The organism is Aggregicoccus sp. 17bor-14 (assembly GCF_009659535.1).
Lineage (GTDB): Bacteria > Myxococcota > Myxococcia > Myxococcales > Myxococcaceae > Aggregicoccus.
Map to the genome: position 1 here is coordinate 382,688 of NZ_VJZZ01000004.1, position 21,996 is coordinate 404,683.

General features: G+C 71.4%; 16 protein-coding genes. 8 read left to right on the forward strand and 8 right to left on the reverse strand.

All coding sequences use genetic code 11. The annotated features are described in order from the left end of the window. Positions 1–19: 19 nt before the first annotated feature. Complete coding sequence (rplM, locus tag FGE12_RS10400; protein WP_153866217.1) at positions 20–466, reverse strand: 50S ribosomal protein L13; 447 nt, start codon at positions 464–466, stop codon at positions 20–22. A 209-nt stretch (positions 467–675) separates the two neighbouring features. After that, complete coding sequence (locus FGE12_RS10405) at positions 676–2,718, reverse strand: ATP-dependent helicase (protein WP_153866218.1); 2,043 nt, start codon at positions 2,716–2,718, stop codon at positions 676–678. 34 nt (positions 2,719–2,752) lie between these two features. Between FGE12_RS10405 and FGE12_RS10410 the strand changes: the two genes are divergently transcribed. After that, the gene (locus FGE12_RS10410; protein WP_153866219.1) at positions 2,753–3,484 is read left to right on the forward strand and encodes a hypothetical protein; all 732 of its coding nucleotides are present in this window, start codon (positions 2,753–2,755) and stop codon (positions 3,482–3,484) included. A gap of 17 nt (positions 3,485–3,501) precedes the next feature. Next, the gene (locus FGE12_RS10415; protein WP_370458952.1) at positions 3,502–4,005 is read left to right on the forward strand and encodes a caib/baif family protein; all 504 of its coding nucleotides are present in this window, start codon (positions 3,502–3,504) and stop codon (positions 4,003–4,005) included. A gap of 17 nt (positions 4,006–4,022) precedes the next feature. Here the strand turns inward: FGE12_RS10415 and FGE12_RS10420 are convergent, their stop codons facing one another. Together FGE12_RS10420 and FGE12_RS10425 are read right to left on the reverse strand one after the other, a co-directional pair. After that, on the reverse strand, positions 4,023–5,243 hold the full coding sequence (locus FGE12_RS10420; RefSeq protein ID WP_153866220.1) for a class I SAM-dependent rRNA methyltransferase: 1,221 nt from the start codon (positions 5,241–5,243) through the stop codon (positions 4,023–4,025). Positions 5,244–5,250: 7 nt separating this feature from the next. Continuing rightward, positions 5,251–6,510 (reverse strand): metallopeptidase family protein, encoded by a 1,260-nt coding sequence (locus tag FGE12_RS10425; protein WP_153866221.1) that lies wholly within the window; start codon positions 6,508–6,510, stop codon positions 5,251–5,253. Between the two features lie 121 nt (positions 6,511–6,631). On the opposite strand from FGE12_RS10425, the gene FGE12_RS10430 reads away from it, so the two are divergent. From FGE12_RS10430 to FGE12_RS10455, 6 genes are all read left to right on the forward strand, one after another. After that, positions 6,632–7,210: a nucleoside triphosphate pyrophosphatase gene (locus FGE12_RS10430; protein ID WP_153866222.1), complete on the forward strand. Its 579-nt coding sequence runs from the start codon at positions 6,632–6,634 to the stop codon at positions 7,208–7,210. 194 nt (positions 7,211–7,404) lie between these two features. Continuing rightward, a complete protein-coding gene (locus FGE12_RS10435) occupies positions 7,405–8,025 on the forward strand; it encodes a Tfp pilus assembly protein FimT/FimU (RefSeq protein ID WP_194797766.1) in 621 nt (206 codons plus the stop codon). Continuing rightward, a complete protein-coding gene (locus tag FGE12_RS10440; protein WP_153866224.1) occupies positions 8,022–8,573 on the forward strand; it encodes a hypothetical protein in 552 nt (183 codons plus the stop codon). The genes FGE12_RS10435 and FGE12_RS10440 overlap by 4 nt, the downstream gene beginning before the upstream one ends. Then, a complete protein-coding gene (locus tag FGE12_RS10445; RefSeq protein WP_153866225.1) occupies positions 8,570–9,799 on the forward strand; it encodes a prepilin-type N-terminal cleavage/methylation domain-containing protein in 1,230 nt (409 codons plus the stop codon). Before FGE12_RS10440 ends, FGE12_RS10445 begins: the two co-directional genes overlap by 4 nt. A 15-nt stretch (positions 9,800–9,814) precedes the next feature. Continuing rightward, complete coding sequence (locus FGE12_RS10450) at positions 9,815–10,321, forward strand: hypothetical protein (protein ID WP_153866226.1); 507 nt, start codon at positions 9,815–9,817, stop codon at positions 10,319–10,321. An 11-nt stretch (positions 10,322–10,332) separates the two neighbouring features. Beyond that, entirely contained in the window at positions 10,333–14,700 is a 4,368-nt protein-coding gene (locus FGE12_RS10455) for a pilus assembly protein (protein ID WP_153866227.1), read from the forward strand. A 574-nt stretch (positions 14,701–15,274) separates the two neighbouring features. Here the strand turns inward: FGE12_RS10455 and FGE12_RS10460 are convergent. The 4 genes from FGE12_RS10460 to FGE12_RS10475 are packed head-to-tail and all read right to left on the reverse strand — an operon-like array spanning position 15,275 to position 21,946. Further along, the gene (locus tag FGE12_RS10460; protein ID WP_153866228.1) at positions 15,275–19,759 is read right to left on the reverse strand and encodes a PilC/PilY family type IV pilus protein; all 4,485 of its coding nucleotides are present in this window, start codon (positions 19,757–19,759) and stop codon (positions 15,275–15,277) included. A 16-nt stretch (positions 19,760–19,775) separates the two neighbouring features. Continuing rightward, positions 19,776–20,267 (reverse strand): hypothetical protein, encoded by a 492-nt coding sequence (locus FGE12_RS10465; RefSeq protein WP_153866229.1) that lies wholly within the window; start codon positions 20,265–20,267, stop codon positions 19,776–19,778. Between the two features lie 4 nt (positions 20,268–20,271). Continuing rightward, positions 20,272–21,429: a prepilin-type N-terminal cleavage/methylation domain-containing protein gene (locus FGE12_RS30915; protein WP_153866230.1), complete on the reverse strand. Its 1,158-nt coding sequence runs from the start codon at positions 21,427–21,429 to the stop codon at positions 20,272–20,274. Position 21,430: 1 nt separating this feature from the next. Further along, positions 21,431–21,946: a prepilin cleavage protein gene (locus FGE12_RS10475; protein ID WP_228530695.1), complete on the reverse strand. Its 516-nt coding sequence runs from the start codon at positions 21,944–21,946 to the stop codon at positions 21,431–21,433. Positions 21,947–21,996: the final 50 nt, after the last annotated feature.

The window sequence follows — 21,996 nt, forward strand, 5'->3', positions numbered from 1 at the left end:
GTCTCTCTCGAAGAGGGCTTTAAGCCTCGACCTCGCGCGCGACCGGCTTCTGGGCGGCGTGCGGGTGGGCGTCGGTGGCGTACACCTTGAGCTTCGTCATCATCTGGCGGCCGAGCGCGTTGCGCGGGAGCATGCGCTTCACGGCGTTGATGATGACGTCCTCGGGGTGACGCTCGCGCAGCTTCTCGAGGTTCGTGGTCTTCAGGGCACCGGGGAAGCCGGCGCGCGGCTGACGGTGATAGAGCTTCTGCTGCTCCTTCTTGCCCGTCACCTTCACCTGCGCCGCGTTGATCACGATCACGTGATCCCCGGTGTCGATCGACGGGGTGTAGATGGCCTTGTGCTTGCCCTTGAGCAGGGTGGCGATCTGGCTGGCCGCGCGGCCGAGCACCTTGTCGGACACGTCGATGACGTGCCACTGGCGCTTGATGTCCGCGGGCTTCGCGCTGTAGGTCCTCTGCGACATTGCGTGAACTCCCTTTAGAACTGCTTGAATCTGCGGCGCCTCCCTCAGCGGGCCGCAAGCTGTTCCCAACCCTCCGACCCTCTACTGGACGAGCCGGGCAGGCGGGCGGAAAGCGGGCGAGATAGGACGACGGGGACGGGAAGTCAAGGACAGGTGGGCGGCGCGCGCTCATCCCGCCCCTCGCCAGGAGGCGCTCCCTCCCCTGCCCCCTAGCCCGTCTTCGCCTTGAAGCGGCTCTTGAGGTCCGCGAAGAAGTTCTTCTCCTTCTCCGTGGGGGGCCCGGGGGGCGGCGCGCTCAGGTCCACCAGCTCCACGCACTCGTCCGGCAGGTCCTGGAGGAAGCGGCTGGGCGTGCGGGGCACCTCCTTGCCCCGCTTCACCCGGGTGCCGGCGCGCGTGAGGTAGAGCAGCTCCTTGGCGCGGGTGATGCCCACGTAGCAGAGGCGGCGCTCCTCCTCGAGGTTCTGCGCCTCGCCCTGCATGCCGCCGTGGGGCATCAGGTCCTCCTCCATGCCGATGAAGAAGACGAGCCGGTACTCGAGCCCCTTGCTCGAGTGCAGGGTCATCAGCGTCACCCGCTTCGCCCCCGTGGGCAGCTCCTCCTCCTCCTGGCGCGTGTCGAGCGAGAGGCGGTTCAGGTAGGTGAGGAGGCTCGCCTTCTTGCCCTCGCGCTTCTCGAAGTTGTCCAGGGACGTCAGCACCTGGTCGATGCTCTTGAGCTTGCGGTCCGCCACGGTGGCGCTCGCGGTGAGCGCGCGCGCGGCCTCCTTGAAGCCCGTCTCCTCGAGCAGCCGGCGCGTCGTCTCGGCGAGGTTGCCGCGCGTGTAGGCCTGGCGGTAGCGCTCGATGAGGGCGAGGAACTCGCCCACCTTCTCGGCCGCTCCCGTGGGCAGGTCCTCGCACTCGGCGGCGAGCGCCATGGCGTCCGGCAGGCGCACGCCCTTCACCCGCGCGAAGGCGGCGAGGCGCTCCATGGTCACGTCCCCGATGCCGCGCGCCGGCACGTTCACGATGCGCAGCAGGCTCACTTCATCCTGCGGGTTCGCGATCACCTTGAAGTAGGCGATGACGTCCTTCACCTCGCGCCGGTCGAAGAACTCGCTGCCGCCCACCACCTCGTAGTGGATGCCCTTCTCGCGCAGCTGCTCCTCGATGGGGTGGGCCTGGCCGTTGGTGCGGTAGAGCACCGCGATGTCGTCCGCGGGGATGCCCGCGGACAGGTGCTTGAGGATCTCGTGCGCGACGTAGCGCGCCTCCTCCTCCTCGCTGGGGCAGGTCACCACCTTGATGCGCTGGCCCCCGGCGCGGTCGGTCCACATCCGCTTGGCCTTGCGCTCGGGGTTCTGCGCGATGACGGCGTTGGCGGCGTCCAGCACCACCTGGCTCGAGCGGTAGTTCTGCTCGAGCCGGACCTCCTTCCCACCGGGGAAGTACTGGTCGAAGCGCAGGATGTTCTTCACCTCGGCGCCGCGCCAGCTGTAGATGCACTGGTCGTCGTCGCCCACCGCGCACACGTGGCGGTTGTCGCCCGCGAGCAGCGTGAGCAGGTCCAGCTGCGCGTAGTTGGTGTCCTGGAACTCGTCCACCAGCAGGTAGCGGAAGCGCCGGGTGTACTTCTCGCGCAGGTCCGGGAACTCGCGCAGCAGGCGCGCGGGCAAGAGCAGCAGGTCGTCGAAGTCCACCGAGCCCTGCGCCTTGAGGCTCAGCTGGTAGAGGGGAAAGACCAGGTGGGTGATGAGATCGTAGTCGTCCCCCATCCCCTCGCCGTCCGGGCCCAGGCCCTTGGGCTGGGGCTCCTGGCCCGCGTTCTTGTGGCGCGAGATGAGGGTGAGCACCTTGCGCGCATCGAAGGCGCGGTCGTCGATGCTGCGCTCGCGCATGGCGCGCCGGATGATGGCCAGCTGGTCGCCCATGTCCGCGATGGCGAACTTCCTGGGCCACCCCAGCCGGTGGATGTCCTCGCGCAGCACCTCGGCGCCGAAGGCGTGGAAGGTGCACACCAGCACACCCTGGGCGCGAGGGCCCGCCATGTGCACCAGCCGCTCCTTCATCTCGGAGGCGGCCTTGTTGGTGAAGGTCACGGCGAGGATGTTGCGGGCGAGGATGTTGCCCGGGCGCTCGTTGAGCAGGTGCACGATGCGGTGCGTGATGACGCGCGTCTTGCCGCTGCCGGCCCCGGCGAGCACCAGCAGGGGGCCCTGCAGGGTGGTCACGGCCTCGCGCTGTGGCGGATTGAGCTTCGAGAGGTCCATTGCGCGGCGGCCCGGGATACTCTTTGATTTCACCGTGCGCAACCACCGACCCGTGCAGGCGCTGCTGGCAGTACTCAGTGTCGTGCTGCTCCCTGCCGCCGGGTGCGGCCGCAGCGCTGCGTCCGGCGAGGACCTGGGCCTGCGTGGGTCCCCGGACGCGGGCGCCGTGGCGGCGGCCGCCTCGCGCGCGGCGGCGGCCGCGAGCGCCGCGGGTGCGGAGCAGGGCTGCATGCCCTTCCGCACGTTGCAGGCCTTCCTGCCGCCCCCGCCCGAGGGCTTCCGCCCCTTGCGCGCCGTGGCCTCCACGGGCCGCTACGGCGAGGTGCGGGTGAGCGAGGCCGAGCAGGTGTTCAGCGCGGGCAGCGCCCTGGACGCCGGGGAGCTGGGGCCGGGCGGCGAGCGCGGCGCGCGCCAGCTCTCGGTGCGCATCGTGGACACCTCGCTGTACGCGCGCATCGCGGAGTCCATCCGCACCACCACGCAGCAGGCCCAGGCCGCCGAGGCGAGCCGCCTCGCCGCGGGGCTCCCGGTGCTCGCGCTGCCCACCCGCCCCCTGCTCTTCGACAGCGCGGTGGGCTACGTGAGCCACCGCCCGGACGACAGCGGGCGCGTGGAGGCGATGCTATTGGTAGGCGAGCGCTTCGTGGTGGCCGTGACGGGCCACGGCTTCAGCTCCACGGCGGAGGCGCGCGCCGTGCTGCAGCGCATGGATCTACCGGGTCTGTCGCGGCTCGCGCAGGCCCCCATCGCCCTCGGGGGCAGGTAAAAAAGGAGCACCGCACCGTGGTCAAGGAGTCGGGCAAGGGAGCAGGGACGCGGGCGACGGAGTCCGCAGCGGACGTGGAGGCGGCGCGCGCGGCGGTGGCGCAGCTGGGCAAGCGGGAGTTCCTCGAGCAGTTCGGCCGCCTGGCGAAGCAGTTCTCGGCGGACCCGGGCAACCCCGGCTCCTACGCGTGCGAGGGCTGCCAGCGCTGTGCGAACTGCATGTTCTGCACCGACTGCGACAGCTGCTACCAGTGCACCCACTGCACGCGCTGCACCCTGTGCAACAACTGCAGCCACTGCACGGACGCGAAGAGCTGCAACGCGTGCGCGTACTGCATCCAGTGCGAGAACTGCAGCACCAGCGCCTACCTGGTGCTGTGCCGCAACCTCTCGGACTGCAACTACTGCTTCGGGTGCGTGGGGCTCTCCAAGAAGGACTTCCACATCCTCAACGTGGCCTTCGGCCGCACCGAGTACTTCAAGGTGGTGGGCCGGCTGCGCAAGGAGCTGGGGATCGAGTAGCGCCCTGCGCGCGGCCGCTAGAGCACGCGCAGGTAGAGCGCCTTGAGGTACTCGCTCTCCGGCAGCCCCGCGAGCACCGGGTGATCCAGCCCGGCGCCGCGCCGCTCGAGGATCTGCACGCTGCGGCGCGCGTCGTGCGCCGCCGAGAGCACCATCTCCTCGAAGGCCTCGCGTGAGAGCTTGCCCGAGCAGGAGCAGGTGACCAGCAGCCCCTCGGGCCGCACGCACTTGAAGGCGCGCAGGTTCAGCTCGTGGTAGGCGCGCAGCGCCGTGCCGAGCCCCTCCTTGCGCTTGGCGAGCCCCGGCGGGTCCAGCACCACCGTGTCGAAGCGCGGCTCGCCCTGGGCGAAGGTGCGCAGCACGTCGAAGGCGTTGCCGTGCTGCACCTCCACGTTCGAGAGCGCGTTCGCGCGGGCGTTGTGCCCGATGCGCTCGGCCGCCGTGGCGTCCTGCTCCACCGCGAGCACGCGGCTGCAGCGGCGCGCGAGCGAGAGCGCGAAGCCGCCGTGGTAGCTGAAGAGATCCAGCGCCTCGCCGCGCGCGAGCTCGCCGGCGCGCAGGTGGTTGTCCACCTGGTCGAGGAAGGCGCCCGTCTTCATGTCCCCGAGCAGGTCCACCTCGAAGCGGTTCTGCCCCTCGTGGTAGGTGAAGCGCGCGGGCGCCTCGCCGGCGAGCAGCCGCACCTCGCGCGGCAGCCCCTCGAAGTCGCGCCCGCTCGCGTCGTCCCGGCACACCACGTGCGTCACGCCCTGCTCGCGGGTGAGCGCGAGCAGGTGGCGCGCGAGCGCCTCCTTGCGCACGTCCATGCCCTCGCTCAGGGTCTGCAGCGTGAGGCCCGCGCCGTAGCGGTCCACGAAGAGGCCGGGCAGGAGGTCCGCCTCGCCGTGCACCAGGCGCACGCCGTCGCGCGGGCCGAGGGCCGAGCGCCGGGCGAGCGCGAGCTGCAGGCGGCGCTCGAAGAAGGCCTCGTCCACCGGCTCCTGCGCGGCGCTCCGGCGGGTGAGCAGGCGCAGCGCGAGCGGGCTCTTCTGCGCGTGGAAGGCCTGCCCGATGGGGTTGCCCTGCAGGTCCACCACCCGGACGACGGCGCCCGGGGGCAGGGCCTCCGGGGCCTCCACGACCTCCGTGCGGTACAGCCAGGGGCTCGCGCCCCGCAGGCCCTTGGCCCCCTTGGGGCTCACCTTCACCGTGGGCAGCAGCTGCTCCGGTGCGAGGGCGGTCTTCTTGTACTTCGACATGGCGCGCTCACTCGAGCCCGCGCGCGGCGAGCTCCTCGTCGTCCTCACCGCGCAGGTGCCCCACCTCGTGGAGCAGCGTGACCTGGATCTGCTCGAGCAGCTCCGCCCGGCTGGTCACGGCGCGCGCCAGGTTCTTGCGGTACAGGGCCACCGAGCGGCAAGGACTTTCGCTCCCGTCACAGGGCTCATCGAGCGGAGGGCCGCGGAACAGCCCCAGGATGGTGGGCGAGAGCGGCGGCTCGCCCGAGAGCAGGTCCGCATCCGCCGGCACGTCCTCGGCCGTGACCGGGATGCCCTCCAGGTCCTTGCGCATGTCCGCGGGCAGCGCCGCCACGGCGCGCGCCACCTCCGCCTGGAACTCCGGGACGCCGAGCAGCTGGGGCGCGGGGAACTCGTCCGGGGAGAGCGCGCGGGCCCGGTCCAGGTGGGCCTGCGCCTCCTTCAGCTTCCCCTCGCGCTCGAGCAGCAGGCCCAGGTGATGGTGCGCGTGGGCGCCGCGCTCCGGGTCGTCCAGCAGCGCGGTGAAGGCGGCCTTGGCCTCCTTGAAGCGGCACAGCTCGAAGAGCGCGAGCGCGCGCTCGTACGCGGCCTCGCGGTCCTTGGGCTCGCGCGCGAGCACCAGCGCCGCGCGCTCGAGCGCCTCGGCCGAGCGGCCCAGGTCGTTGAGCGCCATGGCCGCGAGCAGCGCGAAGTCCGCGAGCTGCTCGGGGCGCTTCACGGACTCGGAGAGGCCGCGCTCGGCGTAGAGCAGCCCCAGCTCGTCGTGCTCGCGGCTGCTCGCGAGCTGGACGATGTACAGGTGCGCCGCGCCCCACAGCGCATTGGTGTTGCCCGGCTCCAGCGCGAGCGCGCGCGCGAAGGCGAGCTGCGCCTCGGCATCCTGCTCCAGCGCCGCGAGCGCGAGGCCGCGCTCGGCGTGCGCGTCCGCGCTGTCGGGCTCGAGCGCCGCGGCGCGCGCCGCGCAGCTGAGCGCCTCGGCGTAGTGCTGGGCGTCGTAGTGGGCGCGCGCGGCCTCGAGCGGCGGGGCGCCTCCGTCCTTGCACACCGCGAGCGGCTGCACGTGCGGGTGCGGCTCGCCGCGCGGGGGCTCGCGGACCTCAGGCGTGCGCTCGGGCGTCGTGCGCTCGGGCGCGGCGGGGACGGCAGCGGCGGCCGCGCGGGGAGCCTCCGGCTGGGTGCGCTGGCAGCCCGCCGCGGCGAGCAGCAGGGCGAGGGCGAGGGCACGCCTGGGCGTGGTGAGAGGGCCGCGGAGCCGGCGCGTCGACATAGGGCCCGGCAGGCTACGGCATCGCGTCGATGGGGGAAAGCTGGGGGAAGGCCGGGCGCGCGGCGCCTGCCCCCTCGCTCCGTTGGCGCCGGCCGCCTGCACGATTACGGTAGGTCCCACCATGCGTGAGCTCATCCTCGCCTCCACCTCCCCTGCCCGCCGCGCGCTGATGGACGGGCTGGGGCTGCCCTACCGCACCGAGGCGCCCGGCGTGGACGAGGCCGTCTCCCCCACCCTCGGCGCACGAGAGGCCGTCCGACTGCTCGCCCAGCGCAAGGCGCAGGCGGTGAGCGCGCGCCACCCGCAGGCCTGGGTGCTGGGCGCGGACCAGCTGGTGGAGGTGGAGGGCGAGGTGCTCGCGAAGCCCCCCACGCGCGAGGCCGCGCGAAGGCAGCTGGGCCAGCTGCTGGGCCGGACGCACGCCATCTGCACCGGGGTGTGCCTGCTGGGGCCGGGGCACGCCGCGCAGGCGGTGGAGGTGAGCCTGCTCTCGTTCTATCCGGTGGGTGAGGCGGAGCTGGAGCACTACCTGGACACCGGCGAGTGGGAGGGCTGCGCGGGCAGCTACCGCGTGGAGGGGCGGGGGCAGGCGCTGCTGCAGCGGCTCGAGGGCGACCGCACGAACGTGCAGGGGCTGCCCATGCTCACCGTGGTGCGGATGCTGCGCGAGGCGGGCTTCGACCTCTTCGCCACGCGTTGAGTGCTGCGTGCGCGGTGCGCACCCCGGCGCGCACAACAGCGCACGCTGTGGGCCCGCGCCTACCTCGCAACGTTTGCGTACCTCGCAAGAAGTAGCCTGCTCGGGAGGGGTCTCGGCGGGCGGAAGCCAGCGATTTCCGTGATGTTGAAGGGTGCACTACTCTTGCAGGCACCTTGAGTGCCATGAGAGTGCAGATGCAACGCGGTTTCACCCTGCTGGAGATCGCCATCGCGCTGGCGATCGTCACGACCCTCGCAGGGCTCAGCTACGCCGCGCTCGGCAACATGAAGAAGCGCGCCACCTACTCGAACGCGACCACCGAGGTGGCCCAGGCGCTGCGGCGCATGCGCGCCGAGGCGGTGGGCCGCGGGATCACCACGGCGTTCGTCGTGGACACCACCGGCAAGCGGTGGTGGGGCGTGCAGGCGCCCGCGGCCGGCTTCAACCTGGACACCTTCGACCCGACCGCGCCCGGCACGGTGCTCGCGTCCGGCACGCTGCCTTCGGACGTGAGCTTCGCGGCGTCCTCCTACGCGGCGCTCCCGGCGCCCTTCGCCCAGGTGCCCGTCACCACGGCGCAGGGGGCCTCGCTGGCCTCGTGCAGCTTCTGCAAGTCCTCCGGCACGAACTCGGGCTTCGGCGCGGTGCTCTTCACCTCGAACGGCGCGGCCTCGTTCGCCGGAGCGAGCGCCGCCTCCTCGCCGACGGTGATCGGCCAGCAGTTCAGCATCAAGGGCACCACCGGCAACCTCACCCGCACCTTCACGGTGGCCGTCATCCGGCGCTCCGGTGTCATCGAGGTCTTCGAGCAATGAGCACGCACTCGCGCCGCCTTGCCGCCCAGCGCGGCACCACGCTGGTGGAGGCCATGATCGCCATGGGCGTGGTGCTCGTGGGTCTGCTGGGCTTCGCCTCGCTGCAGATCATCACGTCGCGCGCCAACGTCTTCAACAAGCGCATGGCGCAGGCCACCACCGTCGCCCAGGAGCTCGCCGAGAACATGCGGGGCTGGCCCTACGCGGACAGCCGGCTGTCTCCCGGCACCGCCATCACCTCGCTCGCCGACACCAATCTCACCAGCGGCTGGGACCTGGGACGCGCCGCGACCCCGAGCCCCACCCCGCAGTTCTCCGACAGCGTGCTGACGGCCGCGAACTACCGGGGCCTGGCCCTGGACGCGGACCGCGACGGGACGGCGGAGTTCACCCGCTACTGGAACGTGTACGCCGCGAACCTCACGGGCGGTGGCCAGGCCAACGGCAAGCTCATCCAGATCATCGTGCGCTGGAAGGAGCCCGGCCTCGGCTTCCGCCAGGTGACCACCATGGCCTACAAGCCCAACCCCCAGGCCGTCTTCCAATGAGTGCTCGCCCCTCGCGTCCCCGCGGCTTCACGCTGCTGGAGCTGATCATCGCCTCGTCGATCATGTTCATCACGATCGGCATGGCGTCCATGGCCTTCCTCAGCCAGAACAAGAACCTGCAGGCGATGGACATGTCGCGCGTGGCGAGCGAGTCCAGCCGCGACGCGCTGCTGCAGCTGGAGACCTCGCTGCGCAGCGCCGGCTGGGGCATCGACCCGCGCAACGCGCTCGACTTCAAGTACCTGTGCCCCACCGCGCCCTGCCGCGACAAGACCGATGGCCCCGACGAGCTGGTCTTCGTCTCGCGAAACCCCAGCTACCGGATGGAGAGCAACACCGGCACCTGCACGGCCCCCTCGACCGGTGGCGGCGCCACCGGCAGCTGCTACTGGGGCAATGCGTGGCCGGTGGACAGCGCGAACCTCACCGCCACCACCCCCACCGTCACCATCACCCTGCGCGCGAACCAGGTGCTGGAGAAGGGGCGCGTCGTCCAGGTGATGTGCCAGGGCGCCACGAAGCCCGTGATGCTCACGCTCTCGGCGCGCTACTCCGCGGGCGCCAGCGCGACCGCGGTCACCCTGACCCCTGACACCGTCGACAGCGCTCCCTACAACAACCTCACGGACCTGAAGGCGGACAACTGCCACGGCGCGGTCACCGCGAGCGTCTTCCTCGTGGACCGCTACCGCTACTTCGTGGCGACGCCCAACGGCAGCCCGGATCCCTGGCTCATGCTCGACACGGGCCTGGACCTCAACGGCACCTCGCCCGCCACCGGCGTGGACGAGGCCGACTGGGTGCCCATCGCGCGCAACGTGGTGGACATGCAGGTGGCCTACATGGTGCCGCCGACCGGCGGCGTCACCAACTACCCGGACGCCAACTCCGACTGGATCATCGGAAACAGCGGCGGCCCTGAGGAGCCGGCGTACGGCAGCGTGACGGTGGGCGGGACCACCTACGCCCCGCCCACCTACTCCACCCCCGCCGCCGACCTCTCCCGCTTCACCAAGAACGAGGCGAACGTGCGCGGCGTCCGGGTGACCCTCACGCTGCGCTCGGTGCGCACGGACGCGAACCGCGGTGCCACCTGGGCCGGCGACTCGCTCGATGGCGCGGAGAACCGCACCACCCCAGTCCAGATCCAGGGCCGCAAGCTCTACACCGCCCAGACCCAGGTCTCGCTCCGCAACATGGAATCGCGGAGTAACTTCACCTTCTAGTTCCTGGAGTATCCCATGCGCAGTCCCCTCCCGGGCGCGCGCCGGGCCGAGCGAGGTTCGGCCCTGCTGCTCGCCGTCATGCTGGTCCTCGTCCTCGCCATCGTGGGGCTCGCCATCGCGAACCGCGCCTCGAGCGAGGGCGAGTCCGTCTCGGCCAAGCGCCACCACGATGCCTCGGTCAGCTGCGCGGACACCGCGCGCGAGCTGCTGATGAGCAAGTTCAGCGCCTACGGCGCCTCGCCCACGCAGGTGACGCTCAGCGAGTCCGTGAACGATCACACGCTGGCGACCGGCCACTATGACCTCTCGGGGGCGACGGTGACGTCGGTGGTGGCCGTCACGTCGGGCTCCGCGCAGTCGCAGATCGGCGTGAGTGACGTGTCCAACCGCATCGCCAAGGCCGGCTTGGGCGGCCAGGTGTACCGGATGACGGTGGTCTGCTCGAGTAGCGCGCCGGGCAGCACCGCGGACGGCGGGTTCCGCCAGAGCGAAGTCGAGTACCTGGTCCGCTTCGGACTGTGAGGGCAGACACCATGCGACGCCTCTTCCACTTCACCACCGCCGCCGCCGCGCTGCTGCTCGCCTCCTCCGCGCTCGCCTCCAACGAGGACGACACCGCGTGCTGGAACCGCGACGTCGAGCGGTTGGACTTCTTCTCGAACCCGCCCGAGCGCGGTGACAACCAGTTCTTCACCGGCACCTCGGCCCAGGGCAGCAACACCAACGTCACGCTGGTCTACCCGGCCAAGGCGTCGATGAAGCAGTTCACCCACCGCATGTACAGCATCCGCCAGGCCGGCACCGGCTGCGCGAACACGTACCTGAACGGGCTCACCTACTTCATGAGCACCAACGTGGCGCCGCCCACGGGTGCCGCGGCCCTGCAGGGCACGTACAAGAACAGCTCGACCGTCAGCTACCCGGACCCGGGCCCCACCTACGCGGGCGGCGGCGGCCAGAGCGATGGCCTCACCCCGGGCAACGCCTACCGCTATCTCACGTGGCCGGCCAACGGCTCGGCGGCGGGTGAGACCTTCGACACGGCGTGCACCAATGCCGGCGGTTCGTCGCAGAAGAACGCCTGCCGCGCTTGCTTGGACAGCAACGGCTACTGGATCAACCCCGTCCCCAACCCGACCGACAATTCCACGCAGGCCGTGTTCACCGGCAAGTTCCTGCGCTTCCACCCGCCCAAGTGGACCCTGTTGAGCCTCGCCTACAAGCGCCTGGTGAACGGCCCGCTGCTCGCGTCCCTGCGCGAGGCGGTGGTGGCCACGAACGGCGCCACCGGCGGCCAGGTGGTGCAGAAGATGCTCCCCCAGTCCTGCCAGGGCCAGGGCCGTCCGCTGAACCAGAAGCTCGGGGCCATCGACTCGCTCAGCTACGCGAGCAGCGCGAACCCCACGGCGGAGATGCTCTTCAACACGGGCTGGTACATGGATGGGCAGCCCTCCAGCTGGTACGTGGCGAGCAGCGCCTCGCAGACCACCATTCCCGGCGCCGCCATGGCGAACGGCAGCAGCGGCCCCTGCCCCGGCGGCTGCGCGGGTGACTTCATCGTCCTCTTCACCGACGGGCGCGGAGATACGGCGAACCCGCGCTGCACGAAGAACGCCCTGGGCATCCTGCCGGGCTACTGCAACGCGGAGCAGCAGTGCACCACGGTGGGCATGGGCACGGAGGACGACGGCAACGAGTTCCTCAACCCGACCTGGCCTGCGCTCTCGAGCATCACGGGCGCGGGCAGCCGCCAGTCCTCCACCAATACCTGCGACATGGACTTCGCGGACGACGTGGCGCGCTGGCTCAACACGCGCGCCTCTCCGGCGCCGCGCATCAGGACCTACGTGGTGGGCATCGGCGAGCGCAGCAGCCCCGCCGGGGAGATGCTCGGCCTGGACGAGATCGCCTCCGCGGGAGGCACCCAGTCCGCGCTCATCGCGGACGAGTTCGAGGACCTGGAGAACAACATCAAGAACGTGCTGGTGAGCATCATCTCGCGCGCCACCTCGTTCTCCGCCGCCGCCATCACCTCGGTGCAGACGCGCGGCTCCACCTCGGCGTTCATCCCGCGCTTCCGCCCCTCGGACGGCCCGCAGTGGTCCGGAACGCTCACCCGCTTCGAGCTGTACAACGAGTTCACCGCCGGCTGCACCGCCGCCAACTACGGCACCGACGGCGGCCTCAACCCGAACGGCAACCGCAGCTGCGCGGACCTCTACCTGCGCGACCGCAACGGGAAGTACGTGGGTGAGAACGCGAACGGCGACTTCGTGGAGCTGGACACGAGCCAGCCCTACGGCACCAACGGCTGGCCCATCAAGACCAAGGCGGACGGCGGCGACTACCCGGCGACGCCCATCTGGGAGGCCTCCGCGAACCTCACCGCCCGCACCGAGGCGCTGCTCGGGGCGGCGGACGGCGGCGCCGCCACCACCCAGACGGCCCGGCGCATCTTCACGGTCGCGCCCAGCGGGAGCGTGGGCAGCTACGGCACCGGCCTCGTGGACTTCACCTTTGCCAACAGGGCCAACATCACGCCCCTGCTCAGGCTGGGTGGGTACCAGGGCGAGCTCTGCACGACGCTCGGCGCGCTCACGCGCCACACGTACACCTCGGACGACGACTGCACCGCGGACGTGATCCGCTTCATGCATGGCGAGAACGTGCTGAGCCAGCTGCAGGTGCTGGCGGACGGCGGGAGCGTCACGCCGCGGGCGCGCCCCAAGATCCTCGGCGACATCTTCCACTCCACGCCCGTGCTGGTGACGCCGCCCGCGGCCACCTTCCTCTGCGACACGGGCCTCATCAACCAGTGCGTGCCCTCGCTCTACAGCACCACGCTCACGCCGGGCGGCGTGGCGGCCTACAACTCCTACGCCTCGACGTGGGCGCAGCGGCAGCAGTTCGTGCTGGTCGCGGCCAACGACGGCATGCTGCACGCCTTCAACGCGGGCAACTACCAGGCGGCCACCACCGACGGCGGCGTGAGCAGCTTCGACCTCGGCACCGGCGACGAGCTGTGGGCCTTCATCCCGCCCGACATGCTCCCCAAGCTCATCCGCTACATCATCGGCGAGCGCCACGAGCTGCTGGTGGACGGCACGCCCATGGTGCGCGACATCTGGGCGGACGGCAGCGGCAGCACGACCACGAAGGACAACCTGAAGCAGGCGGACGAGTTCCACACCGTGGCGATCGTGGGCAAGCGCGAGGGTGGCCGTGGCTACTTCGCGCTGGACGTCACCGACCCCACCTCCCCGCGCTTCCTCTGGTCCTCCCCTACCCCGGGCACCACCGAGTCGCTGGAGATGGGCGAGTCCTGGAACGACCTGGGCCCGGGCGCCGCGCCGATCGGGCCCATCGCCCAGGCCTACACGGGCACCGGGACCGCGCCCTTCAGCGTGGGCACCACCCCCGCCATCGAGCGCTACATCGTGGCGGTGGGCGGCGGCTTCGACCCCGCGTACCTGCGCGGCCGCTCGGTCCACATGCTCGACGCCTGGACCGGGGCGCAGGTGTACCGCTTCGCCCGAAGCGACGCCGGGGCGGGGACGGACGAGGTGCGCCAGCGCCTGATGCCGGTGGCCGCGCCGCCCTCGCTCGTGGACAGCGACCAGGACGGGCTCTTCGACCTGGCCGTGGTGGGTGACACCGGCGGTCAGATCTGGGTGATGAACCTGAAGGCCCCGGGGACGCCCAACACTGCGGGCCTGTACACCAACTGGTACGGCGCCCGCGCCTTCGTGCAGCTCAAGGGCAGCTCCTACTCGCAGCGCAGCCCCTTCTTCCAGCGCGCCGTGGTGGCGAGCCTGCCGTCCGGCGAGCTGCGCATCCTCGTGGGCTCGGGCAACCGCGACCAGATCAAGGACCCGAACGGCGGTTCGTGCGGCCTCGCGAACCTCACGGCCTGCATCCGCAAGGGCTGCAGCGTCTCCGTCCAGGCGACGAAGTACCGGTTCGGCAGCTCGCCCACGGGTGGCACCAGCGGCCACTACGCCACCGGGAGCTGGAGCCTCGATGCCGGCTCCACGGACGTGCCGTCGGGGAGCTTCAGCAAGGACAGCGCCAGCAGCCCGAGCGCCAGCTGCAGTGACGTGGTGGACGTGAACATCAACTACGGCATCACCTGCAGCACCACGCTGGACGGCGGCTCGGCGACCTACGCCGCGCCGGCGTACTGCGACTGGGGCGGCACGGACGGTGGCGTCCAGTGTCCCGTGGACACCGGCCGCCCGCTGGGCACCAAGGTCGAGACGGTGGCCAACACCGTGACGAAGACGCGCTTCTACTCGTTGAAGCTCTTCGACACGACGGGCAACCGCGCGCGCTTCACCACGGCCACGCAGGCCAAGACCTACGACGACTACGCCCTGTCGGACTCGACGCTCAAGAACGCGGCGAGCCAGGTCTCCTCCGCGAGCGACGACGGCTGGTACCTGGACCACAGCAACGCGAACACCGCGAGCTACGTGGGCGACGAGCGCACGGCGAGCTCGGCGCTGCTGCTGGGCGGGTGCGTGCTGTGGAACACGCTGGTGCCGAACGCGAACACCACCATCGCGTGCGGGCAGACCACGCTGCCTCCGGACACCGCCTACATCTACCAGGCCGATGCGATCACCGGCGCCATCTCGTGCGGCACCGCCGGTGGCTCCACCTACACGGCGACCGCCCGCTCCGTGCAGCGCACGACCTACATCGCGCCGCAGCAGCCGGCCCCGGTGATCTCGGTCAACGCGAACACGGGCGAGATCCTCTACAGCGGCGTGTCCATCGAGCCCGGCGCTCCGCCCATGTCCGTGTCCGTGGGCGCCGGCGATCTCATGGGCCCCATCCACTGGCTCGAGGTCCCGCGCAACGTGCACGACTGCCGCCACAACGGCACGAACTGCAACTGACCTACCCCCGCTCCGTGGCGCGCCGACCGGGCGCGCCGCGGAGTAGGTAGGGCCGCCGCACGCGCCCGCCACCGGGCACTGCCCCTCCTTCGGGACTGCGGTCTGCGCAGAGAGTCCGGGGGCCACTGCGTCCGGCTCCCGGCCCGGCGCGAGTCCGGGACGGCCTTCACGCCCGGGCTCTGCCTGCGCGCAAGACGGCGAAGCCACCCGACGAGGCTTCCCGCGCGCAATGCCAGGGCCGCCACGGAGACTCCTGCCGGAGCGCGAGGCCCCGCATCCACCATGCCGGGCTTCTCTGCGTGCGCCCTGGCGCGCCCTTCCTGTTCGAGTCCTCGGCGGGCGCCGGGAGGCTCTCGGCGGGAGCCGCCCGCGGTGCGGGCCTGCGGGCGCTCACCGCGCATGCCGAGGCCTCCCACAGCGCGCGCTGCAGGCTCCCGAGGCGCACGCTGCGGATTCCCGACGTACGGGCCGCGCGCCCGTGCCGGGCGCCTCGCGGTCCCGCCGCGGGCCGCAGGCTCCGGCTGCGCCTGAGCGCGAGGAGGGCGTCAGCGCGCCTCGCCCTCCCGCGCCCCGCTCAGGGCGCCGCCGGGTAGCAGTTCTTCGGGTCCTCGTGGCGGCACGCGTGCAGGGCGCGCGACACGGGCAGCTCGTAGATGGACTGGAGGAGGTCTCCGCCCGAGCTCACATTGAACTTGGTCGCCTCGGTGGTGCCCGGCTCGAGGAAGGCCACGCTGTAGCGCACCTGGCCGCTGCGCGAGACCTGGATGGCGGTGCCCGGCTCCGGAGGCGGGGCCAGCACGTCGCGCCCCTTGCGGCGATCGTAGGTCGCATCGGCCCGCAGGAAGCCCAGCGCGCAGTTCGGCTGGCCGGTCACGAAGTCCGCCTGGTACCCGTAGCTGCGGGCGTTGGCCGGAGCGGCGCAGGTGGCGGTCGTGGTCACCGGGTACACGGTGCTCCAGAGCACGCAGCTGCCCAGCAGCGCAGCGCCACCGGCCGTCTTGTGCTCGAGCGAGGCCACGGTGGGCGCCCCGGCGGTGTCCTCGTACTCGAGGAACCAGCCGAGCCCGGTCTCCGCGCCCGCGTTCCCCGAGCAGCTCGTGCTCGTGCAGCTCGTGCGCGTGACGTCCACCAGCTCTGCCGGGTGCGCGGCATCGCCGCGGTCGGTGAGGCGGGCGGCGTCGAACTGGGCCACGGTCTTCTTGCCCGTCTCCTGCGCGATGAGCCCCTCGTCGAAGATGCGGTCCGAGCGCTTGCCGTAGACCCACACGCCGTAGAAGCGGTTGCGGCCGAGCTCTGCGAGGCGTGCCGCCGTGGGCGTGACGCTGGTGTCGCCCAGCTCGTTGAGCTGCGAGAGGTCCGTGTACCGGCACGCGTAGTTGCCGGCGGCATCCTGGCCGCAGCGCACCTCCAGGCCCTGGCGGAAGTCGAAGTCCTGGGCGGGGCCCGAGGCCATGGGACAGCTCGTGGCGCCGTCCAGCGAGAAGCCCGCCACCACGTTGTCCGTGCTCGCGCTGCCGCAGAAGCTCGCCGTGCGGGAGGCCGCCTCCACGCTGCTCGCGCCCAGGGTGGCATTGCCCCACGCGGTGGAGGCCGCCGTCTGGTTCAGCGCCGCGCGCTGCACCTGGTAGTCGTGCGAGACGCTCGAGCAGCCGTACTTGGAGCAGGAGGCAGGATCGTCGAAGCGGCAGGTGCCCGCCTTGCGCTCCAGCAGGGCGTAGCGGTTGCCCGTCCCCACGAAGGCCCGCAGCGCCTTGTTGTCCACCTGCAGCGCCACCGAGGGCAGGTAGAAGAAGGGCCAGACGTTCTTCACGCTCTTCGCGCCCGCCGCGTTCACGGCGTAGCGGTCCTGCTCGAAGGAGCGCGCCGCGCTCCAGTTGGTCACCAGGCCGTCGCTGCCGCGCTGGCCCGGGGCGTAGAAGCGCAGCGTCCAGAGCTGGCCGGCCATGTCTCCGACGATGCCGGTGTCGAAGAAGCCGTCGCTCGCGACCTCGTCGTTGCCGCCGTAGTCCACCATCGCCACGGGGGCGGCGAAGCTGTGGGTCATGTACTTGCGGGTGACCTGGCGCTCGCCGTCCGCGGCGTCGTCGTACTCCCACTTCCAGAGCAGGTTGTCCTTGTCCGTGCGGTTCGCCACCTCGCCGCGCCACACGTCCACCATGTAGAGGCCGCGGCCCTTCTCGTTCATGGGGGACCAGCCGCCGTGCAGCATGGCCACCCACGTCTCCTGCGAGCGCACGCCGTGGCGCACCTGGCCCACGTCCTCGCTGGCGAGCAGCACCGGCCCGATGGGCGGAGGCTTGGGGCTGAGCGAGAGGAAGGTCTTGCCGAAGCGCGCCGCCTCGTCCGAGCAGGGCTGCGGGAAGAGCCAGCGGAAGCCGGGGGCGGTCGCATCGCCGTTGCTGTCGAACTTCAGCTCGAGCGCGAAGTAGTGGGTGCCGCCGCGGCCCTCCGCGGCGAGCGCCACGGTGTGGAACTCGTCCGCGTCCTTGACGCCGTCCCCGTCCTGGTCGGCCCAGATGTCGCGCACCATCACGTCGCCGTCCACGTAGAAGCTGTGGCCGCGCGGCAGGTCCTGGAGGCGGGGCAGCAGGTCCGGAGGCACGAAGGCCCACACCTCGCGGCCGCTGCTACCCGAGTAGTTGACCAGCCCGCTCGCGCAGTCGGCCGCGCCGTCACCGTCGTGGAAGGCGTGCAGCATGCCGCCGTTCGAGCCCACGAGGATGAGCTTGTCGCGCCTGCGCTGGTCCCACTGGTACTTGTCGTAGGCGTTGCGCGTCACCGTGGAGGTGCCGTCGCAGGTGGGCTGCGCCGTGTAGCTCGCCAGCGGCGTGGCTGCGACGCCCAGCTCCTGCTCGAACAGCGTGTAGAGGCACTGGTTGGACACCCCGAGCTTGCACAGCGTGGGCTCTACCGGGGGGCCCACCTCCACGGGCGAGGAGTGGAAGATGTCGCCCAGGATGGAGGGGCGCGAGTCGTCGCGGCTGCCGTCGCGGTCCTCGTCCGCGAGGTCGCGCCCGCGCACGTACTGGATGAGCGCCTTCACGCACAGCTCGTCGCGCCGCGCCTGGGTCGAGGTGTCGGTCACGCCCACCAGCGCGGCCATCTCGGCGGTCGTGCGGCCCAGCAGCCGGAAGAAGTTGCCCGCGTCCACGGCGGTGGGACAGAAGGCCGTGCCCGCGACGCCGAGGTAGGGCTTGAGCGTGGCCCAGTTGTCCGTGCTGAACGCGATGACCGCGTCCTGCTCGCTGAAGAGCCCGTCGGTGTTGGAGTCGGTGACGGTGTAGACCTTGCGCGCGGCCCAGCCGAGCTCGCGCAGCTTGGCCCCGGCCTCCCAGTACGGGGTGGCGTCCGGGGTGCTGGGGTTGCCCGGGGTCGGCGCGCGCACGAACTGCCCGGTGCTGTCCTCCCGCACCACGGCCCCGGTGGAGTCGGTGAGGAAGAGGTCGTCCTTGTCGCCGTCGCCGTTCTTGTCCTGGTCCTCCACGAACTCGTTGAACTGGCCGAAGCGGTAGAGGGCGCCGCGCCAGGGCTGGTTGCGCTGGGGGGACATGCGCGGCAGCACGGCGCTCGCGGTGACGTCCGCGGACTGCAGCGAGGCGAAGGAGGCCGAGGAGAACGAGGTGCTGCGGTTGTTGATGTCCTCGAAGATGTTGAGCAGGGCCTGCTTCAGCTGCGGCGCGCTCTTCGCGGACAAGGGCAGGCCGCCGCCCGCGGTGGCCGCGCTGGCGAGCAGCTTGCCGCCCGAGGAGTCGGGGTCCAGGGCGAAGGCCACGGTGTAGGTCGCGAGCTTCTGGTCGCCGGCCTGGTCGCCGCGCAGGTCGTGGGTCCACAGGAAGCGGGCCACGTCGTCGAAGTCGCTGTCGGGGCAGCCGTCGCAGGTGACCTCCTGCGGGCTGTTGACGGCGCTGGGCATCTGGGAGTCCAGGGCACCCGTGGGCTCTCCGTCCGTGAGGACGATGGCCGCGTTGAAGCTGCAGGCCGTGCACACCGAGATGTTCTGCCCGCCGCGCTCGTCCAGTCCCGAGGTAGAGGCGTTGCGCACGACGACGTTCCTGGGCGTGCGCTTGAGCACGTCCGCCCAGTTGCTGCCCACCGTGGCCGGGTAGAGCGAGTTGGCGTTGGAGGTGTCCGTGAAGTAGCGCCCCACGCCGTAGAGCGTCTGGGCGAGCGGCGTGTAGTCGCGCAGCTTCACGGTGTTCAGATCGTTCACGATGGACTGGCGGTTGCTGTCGAAGTTGCTCGCGTTGGCCGCCGGGTCGCTCTGGTTGCAGGGCGGGTTGAAGGCCTGGCGCAGGCGCGGAGAGGGCTGGTTCTCGTCCAGGCCGAAGTCGAAGAACGACATGCGCACGGGCCGGATGTCGCGCACCACCTGCTTCACCACGCGGCGCGCCATGATGTAGCGGGGCGAGAAGAAGTTGAGGAAGTTGCCCACCATGCGGCTGCGCGCGGTGAGGCGGTCGATGTAGTAGCCCTCGTCGCGCAGGCAGCGCTGGCAGGTGTCGCTGCTGCTGGTGCCGCTGCAGGCCGAGCTGATGGCGTCCGCGCGCGTGGCGCCGGTCCACCTGCTGCCCCGCGGCGGCGTACTGTCGGAGACGGTGATGGACCCCTGGTTGTCGCGGGTGCCGTAGTCGCCGATCATCCCGTTGACGTCCGACTCCTGGCCCAGTGCCACCTGGTACACCTTGTCGTTGGCGAACCACTCGTTGAAGAAGCGGTTGTTGGGCGAGCTCGAGTTCAGCTGGCGGATCTCCGGCTCGTACACCGCGTTCTTGTCGTAGCCGAGCGCGTGGATGAGCGAGGAGTCGCAGTTGTTGCTGCTGCCCTCGTAGGTGAGGGGCCACTCGTACATGGACGTGGAGTTGTCCAGCACGATGGCCACGTTGGGTGCGCCGCCCGGCGAGGTGAAGAAGCGCTCGTCGCCGGCGCTCACCGGGTTCATCATCTCGTCCAGGCGCGAGGTGGACTGCGTGCAGCAGGCGGCGTCGCCCGGGCCCGCGCTCGCGGTGGGCGAGAGCACGAGCGAGAGCAGGAGGGCCAGGGGAAGGCGGAGGAGTCGCATCGGGAGGGCTCCCATCTCAGAGGCCATAGCGGAAGAGGAACTCGAGCTCCGAGGAGCGGCCCTCCTCCTTGCACATCACGACGACGCGGTAGTACGCGCCGCCCATCGTGGGGGGGACCAGGCGGTTGGCGAGGTCTCGCGCCTGCCCGCGCGAGCTGCTCACGGACGAGGCCGACACGGCCACCACGGTGGCCTGCCCGTTCGGATCGCCGTAGTGCGTGGTGGTCATCACCGAGCGGCGCGAGGCCACCGCGTCGTCCATCAGCGTCTGCTCGAGGCGCAGGCTGGTGGGGTCCAGGTTGTAGAGGCGCAGCTTCGCGAGCAGGTAGCGCCGCGCCGTCTCGGCGCAGGCCGAGACGCGGTCCCCGCGCATCTTGGAGACCGCCGCCATGCGGTTGGTGCCGGTGAACTGGATGGCGCCCACCACCAGCACGCCCAGCACCGCGAGCGCCACGAGGGTGAGCAGCAGCGCGCTGCCGCGCACGGCCGGAGCGAGGTTCGGACGCATCGGGTTAGCCTCCCCACACGTTGAGCTCAGCGGGATCCGCACCGGTGAGCTGGATGGGTGGGACGAAGAAGGCGCGCGCCGCCAGGTTGGGCACGCGCACGGAGGTGGTGACGCTGAGGCGGTAGTAGCCGTCCGCGGCGCCGGAGAGCGTCTGGTTCTCCAGCGTCTGCGGCGCGAAGGCGATGCGGCCCGTGCTCTCCTTGCGGGCAGAGCGCACCGTGAAGCTCACGCGCACGGCGCGCACGTTGGCCGGGTGGCGGGAGAAGCGGGCGGAGTCGTCGTAGCCGGTGTCGAAGGTGGGCGCGGTGGCGGTGGTGAGCGGCAGGTCGTTGTCCGTGGCCGGGTCGTCGCCCAGGATCCAGTTGCCCCCGGTGCCGTCCACCGGCGTGGCCGCGCCCGTGCGGGGGCGGTTCATCACGTACGCCACCTGGAAGTTCTCCACGTCCGCCGCCACCGGGTCGTAGTCGGTGTTCCCCGCGACCGGGTCCAGGTTGCGGAAGGCCACGAGGTAGGGGCGGCTGCCGAGGCGGATGACGCGCAGGCGCAGCTCGTGGACGAGCATCACGAAGGGGCGCTCGGAGGCGTCCGAGAGGCACGCGGCGCCAGGGCCCGGGAAGGCCGGCACCGCGGCGTGGTCCGTGAGCACCGCCGTGGTTGCGGTGCTGGAGACCACGCGGCGCACCGTGTACTGGCGCGCGCCCGGGCAGGCGATGAGCAGCGCCTGGCCCACCTTCGGGGTGAAGCCCCAGGTGGTGTCCGGCGCGAGGGTGAGCGCGGTGCCGTCCGTGGAGAGCACCCCGCGGCGCAGGAAGGCCGGGTCGCGGTAGCGGAAGGCGAGGTCGTCCGTGGTGACCGTGTCTCCAGAGACGGTGGACGCGTAGTTGTCCTTGTCGTTGCCGGGCAGGCCGGCCGTCTGCACGTCGAAGGCGTGCACGGGATCCAGGCCGTAGCCCGCCATCCTCAGCGTGCGCTCGATGTAGATCTCCGCCGTGCGCGAGCCCTCCACCGCGCCCTTCACCAGGGCCTCCCCGTGGTAGCTGCGCGAGACGGCGAGAAAGGCTGCGGTCACGGCGGTGAGGATGATGGCGGTGATGGCGATGCCCACCATCATCTCGAGCAGCGTGAAGCCCCGCCGCGCAGCGTGTATGCCCGGGCGCCTCACGTCAGATCTCCACCAGGGCGCCGTTGAGGGCGGGATCGTAGAGGCCGATGAAGAGCGGCAGGAACTGGCGCTGCGCGAGGCTGCGCCAGGAGACCACCACCGCCACCTGCTCGGTGCTCGCGGCGGCCACCGGCCGGATGCGCACGAGCACCCGGCGGAACACCTGCCGGTTCTCCGCGAGGTAGCCCGGCACCAGCGCCGGGCTCGCCGCCGTGGGGGCGTCGTCGTGCGCGTCCAAGTCCACCACGCACACGGCGGCCTCGGCGGCGGGGAGCGCCTCGAGCCCGCCGGCGAGCGCGAGCACGTCCGGAGCGCTGGAGCAGGTGTCGAAGAGCGCGTTGACCCGCGCGCGCCCGAGCACCTCGAGCCCGGCGCGCACCTGCTGGGCCACGGAGCCTGCGCGCGCCATGCGGCCGGCCAGGGCGTTCTGGTGCGAGGCCGTGATCACGCCCTGCAGCACGCCTGCGAGCCCCACCAGGAGGATGGCGCTCGCCGCGAGCGCCTCCACGAGGCTCATGCCCCGCGGGGCTGCGCGCCGGCGGCGAGCGAGACGACGGTGACGAGGCG

What these genes read in the sequence shown, in the direction of transcription:
- FGE12_RS10425 (WP_153866221.1), bottom strand. Translation starts at nt 6,510, where the DNA reads ATGTCGACGCGCCGGCTCCGCGGCCCTCTCACCACGCCCAGGCGTGCC.
- FGE12_RS10420 (WP_153866220.1), bottom strand. Translation starts at nt 5,243, where the DNA reads ATGTCGAAGTACAAGAAGACCGCCCTCGCACCGGAGCAGCTGCTGCCC.
- FGE12_RS10440 (WP_153866224.1), top strand. Translation starts at nt 8,022, where the DNA reads ATGAGCACGCACTCGCGCCGCCTTGCCGCCCAGCGCGGCACCACGCTG.
- rplM (WP_153866217.1), bottom strand. Translation starts at nt 466, where the DNA reads ATGTCGCAGAGGACCTACAGCGCGAAGCCCGCGGACATCAAGCGCCAG.
- FGE12_RS10475 (WP_228530695.1), bottom strand. Translation starts at nt 21,946, where the DNA reads ATGAGCCTCGTGGAGGCGCTCGCGGCGAGCGCCATCCTCCTGGTGGGG.
- FGE12_RS10450 (WP_153866226.1), top strand. Translation starts at nt 9,815, where the DNA reads ATGCGCAGTCCCCTCCCGGGCGCGCGCCGGGCCGAGCGAGGTTCGGCC.
- FGE12_RS10460 (WP_153866228.1), bottom strand. Translation starts at nt 19,759, where the DNA reads ATGCGACTCCTCCGCCTTCCCCTGGCCCTCCTGCTCTCGCTCGTGCTC.
- FGE12_RS10445 (WP_153866225.1), top strand. Translation starts at nt 8,570, where the DNA reads ATGAGTGCTCGCCCCTCGCGTCCCCGCGGCTTCACGCTGCTGGAGCTG.
- FGE12_RS10405 (WP_153866218.1), bottom strand. Translation starts at nt 2,718, where the DNA reads ATGGACCTCTCGAAGCTCAATCCGCCACAGCGCGAGGCCGTGACCACC.
- FGE12_RS10435 (WP_194797766.1), top strand. Translation starts at nt 7,405, where the DNA reads ATGCAACGCGGTTTCACCCTGCTGGAGATCGCCATCGCGCTGGCGATC.
- FGE12_RS10430 (WP_153866222.1), top strand. Translation starts at nt 6,632, where the DNA reads ATGCGTGAGCTCATCCTCGCCTCCACCTCCCCTGCCCGCCGCGCGCTG.
- FGE12_RS10455 (WP_153866227.1), top strand. Translation starts at nt 10,333, where the DNA reads ATGCGACGCCTCTTCCACTTCACCACCGCCGCCGCCGCGCTGCTGCTC.
- FGE12_RS10465 (WP_153866229.1), bottom strand. Translation starts at nt 20,267, where the DNA reads ATGCGTCCGAACCTCGCTCCGGCCGTGCGCGGCAGCGCGCTGCTGCTC.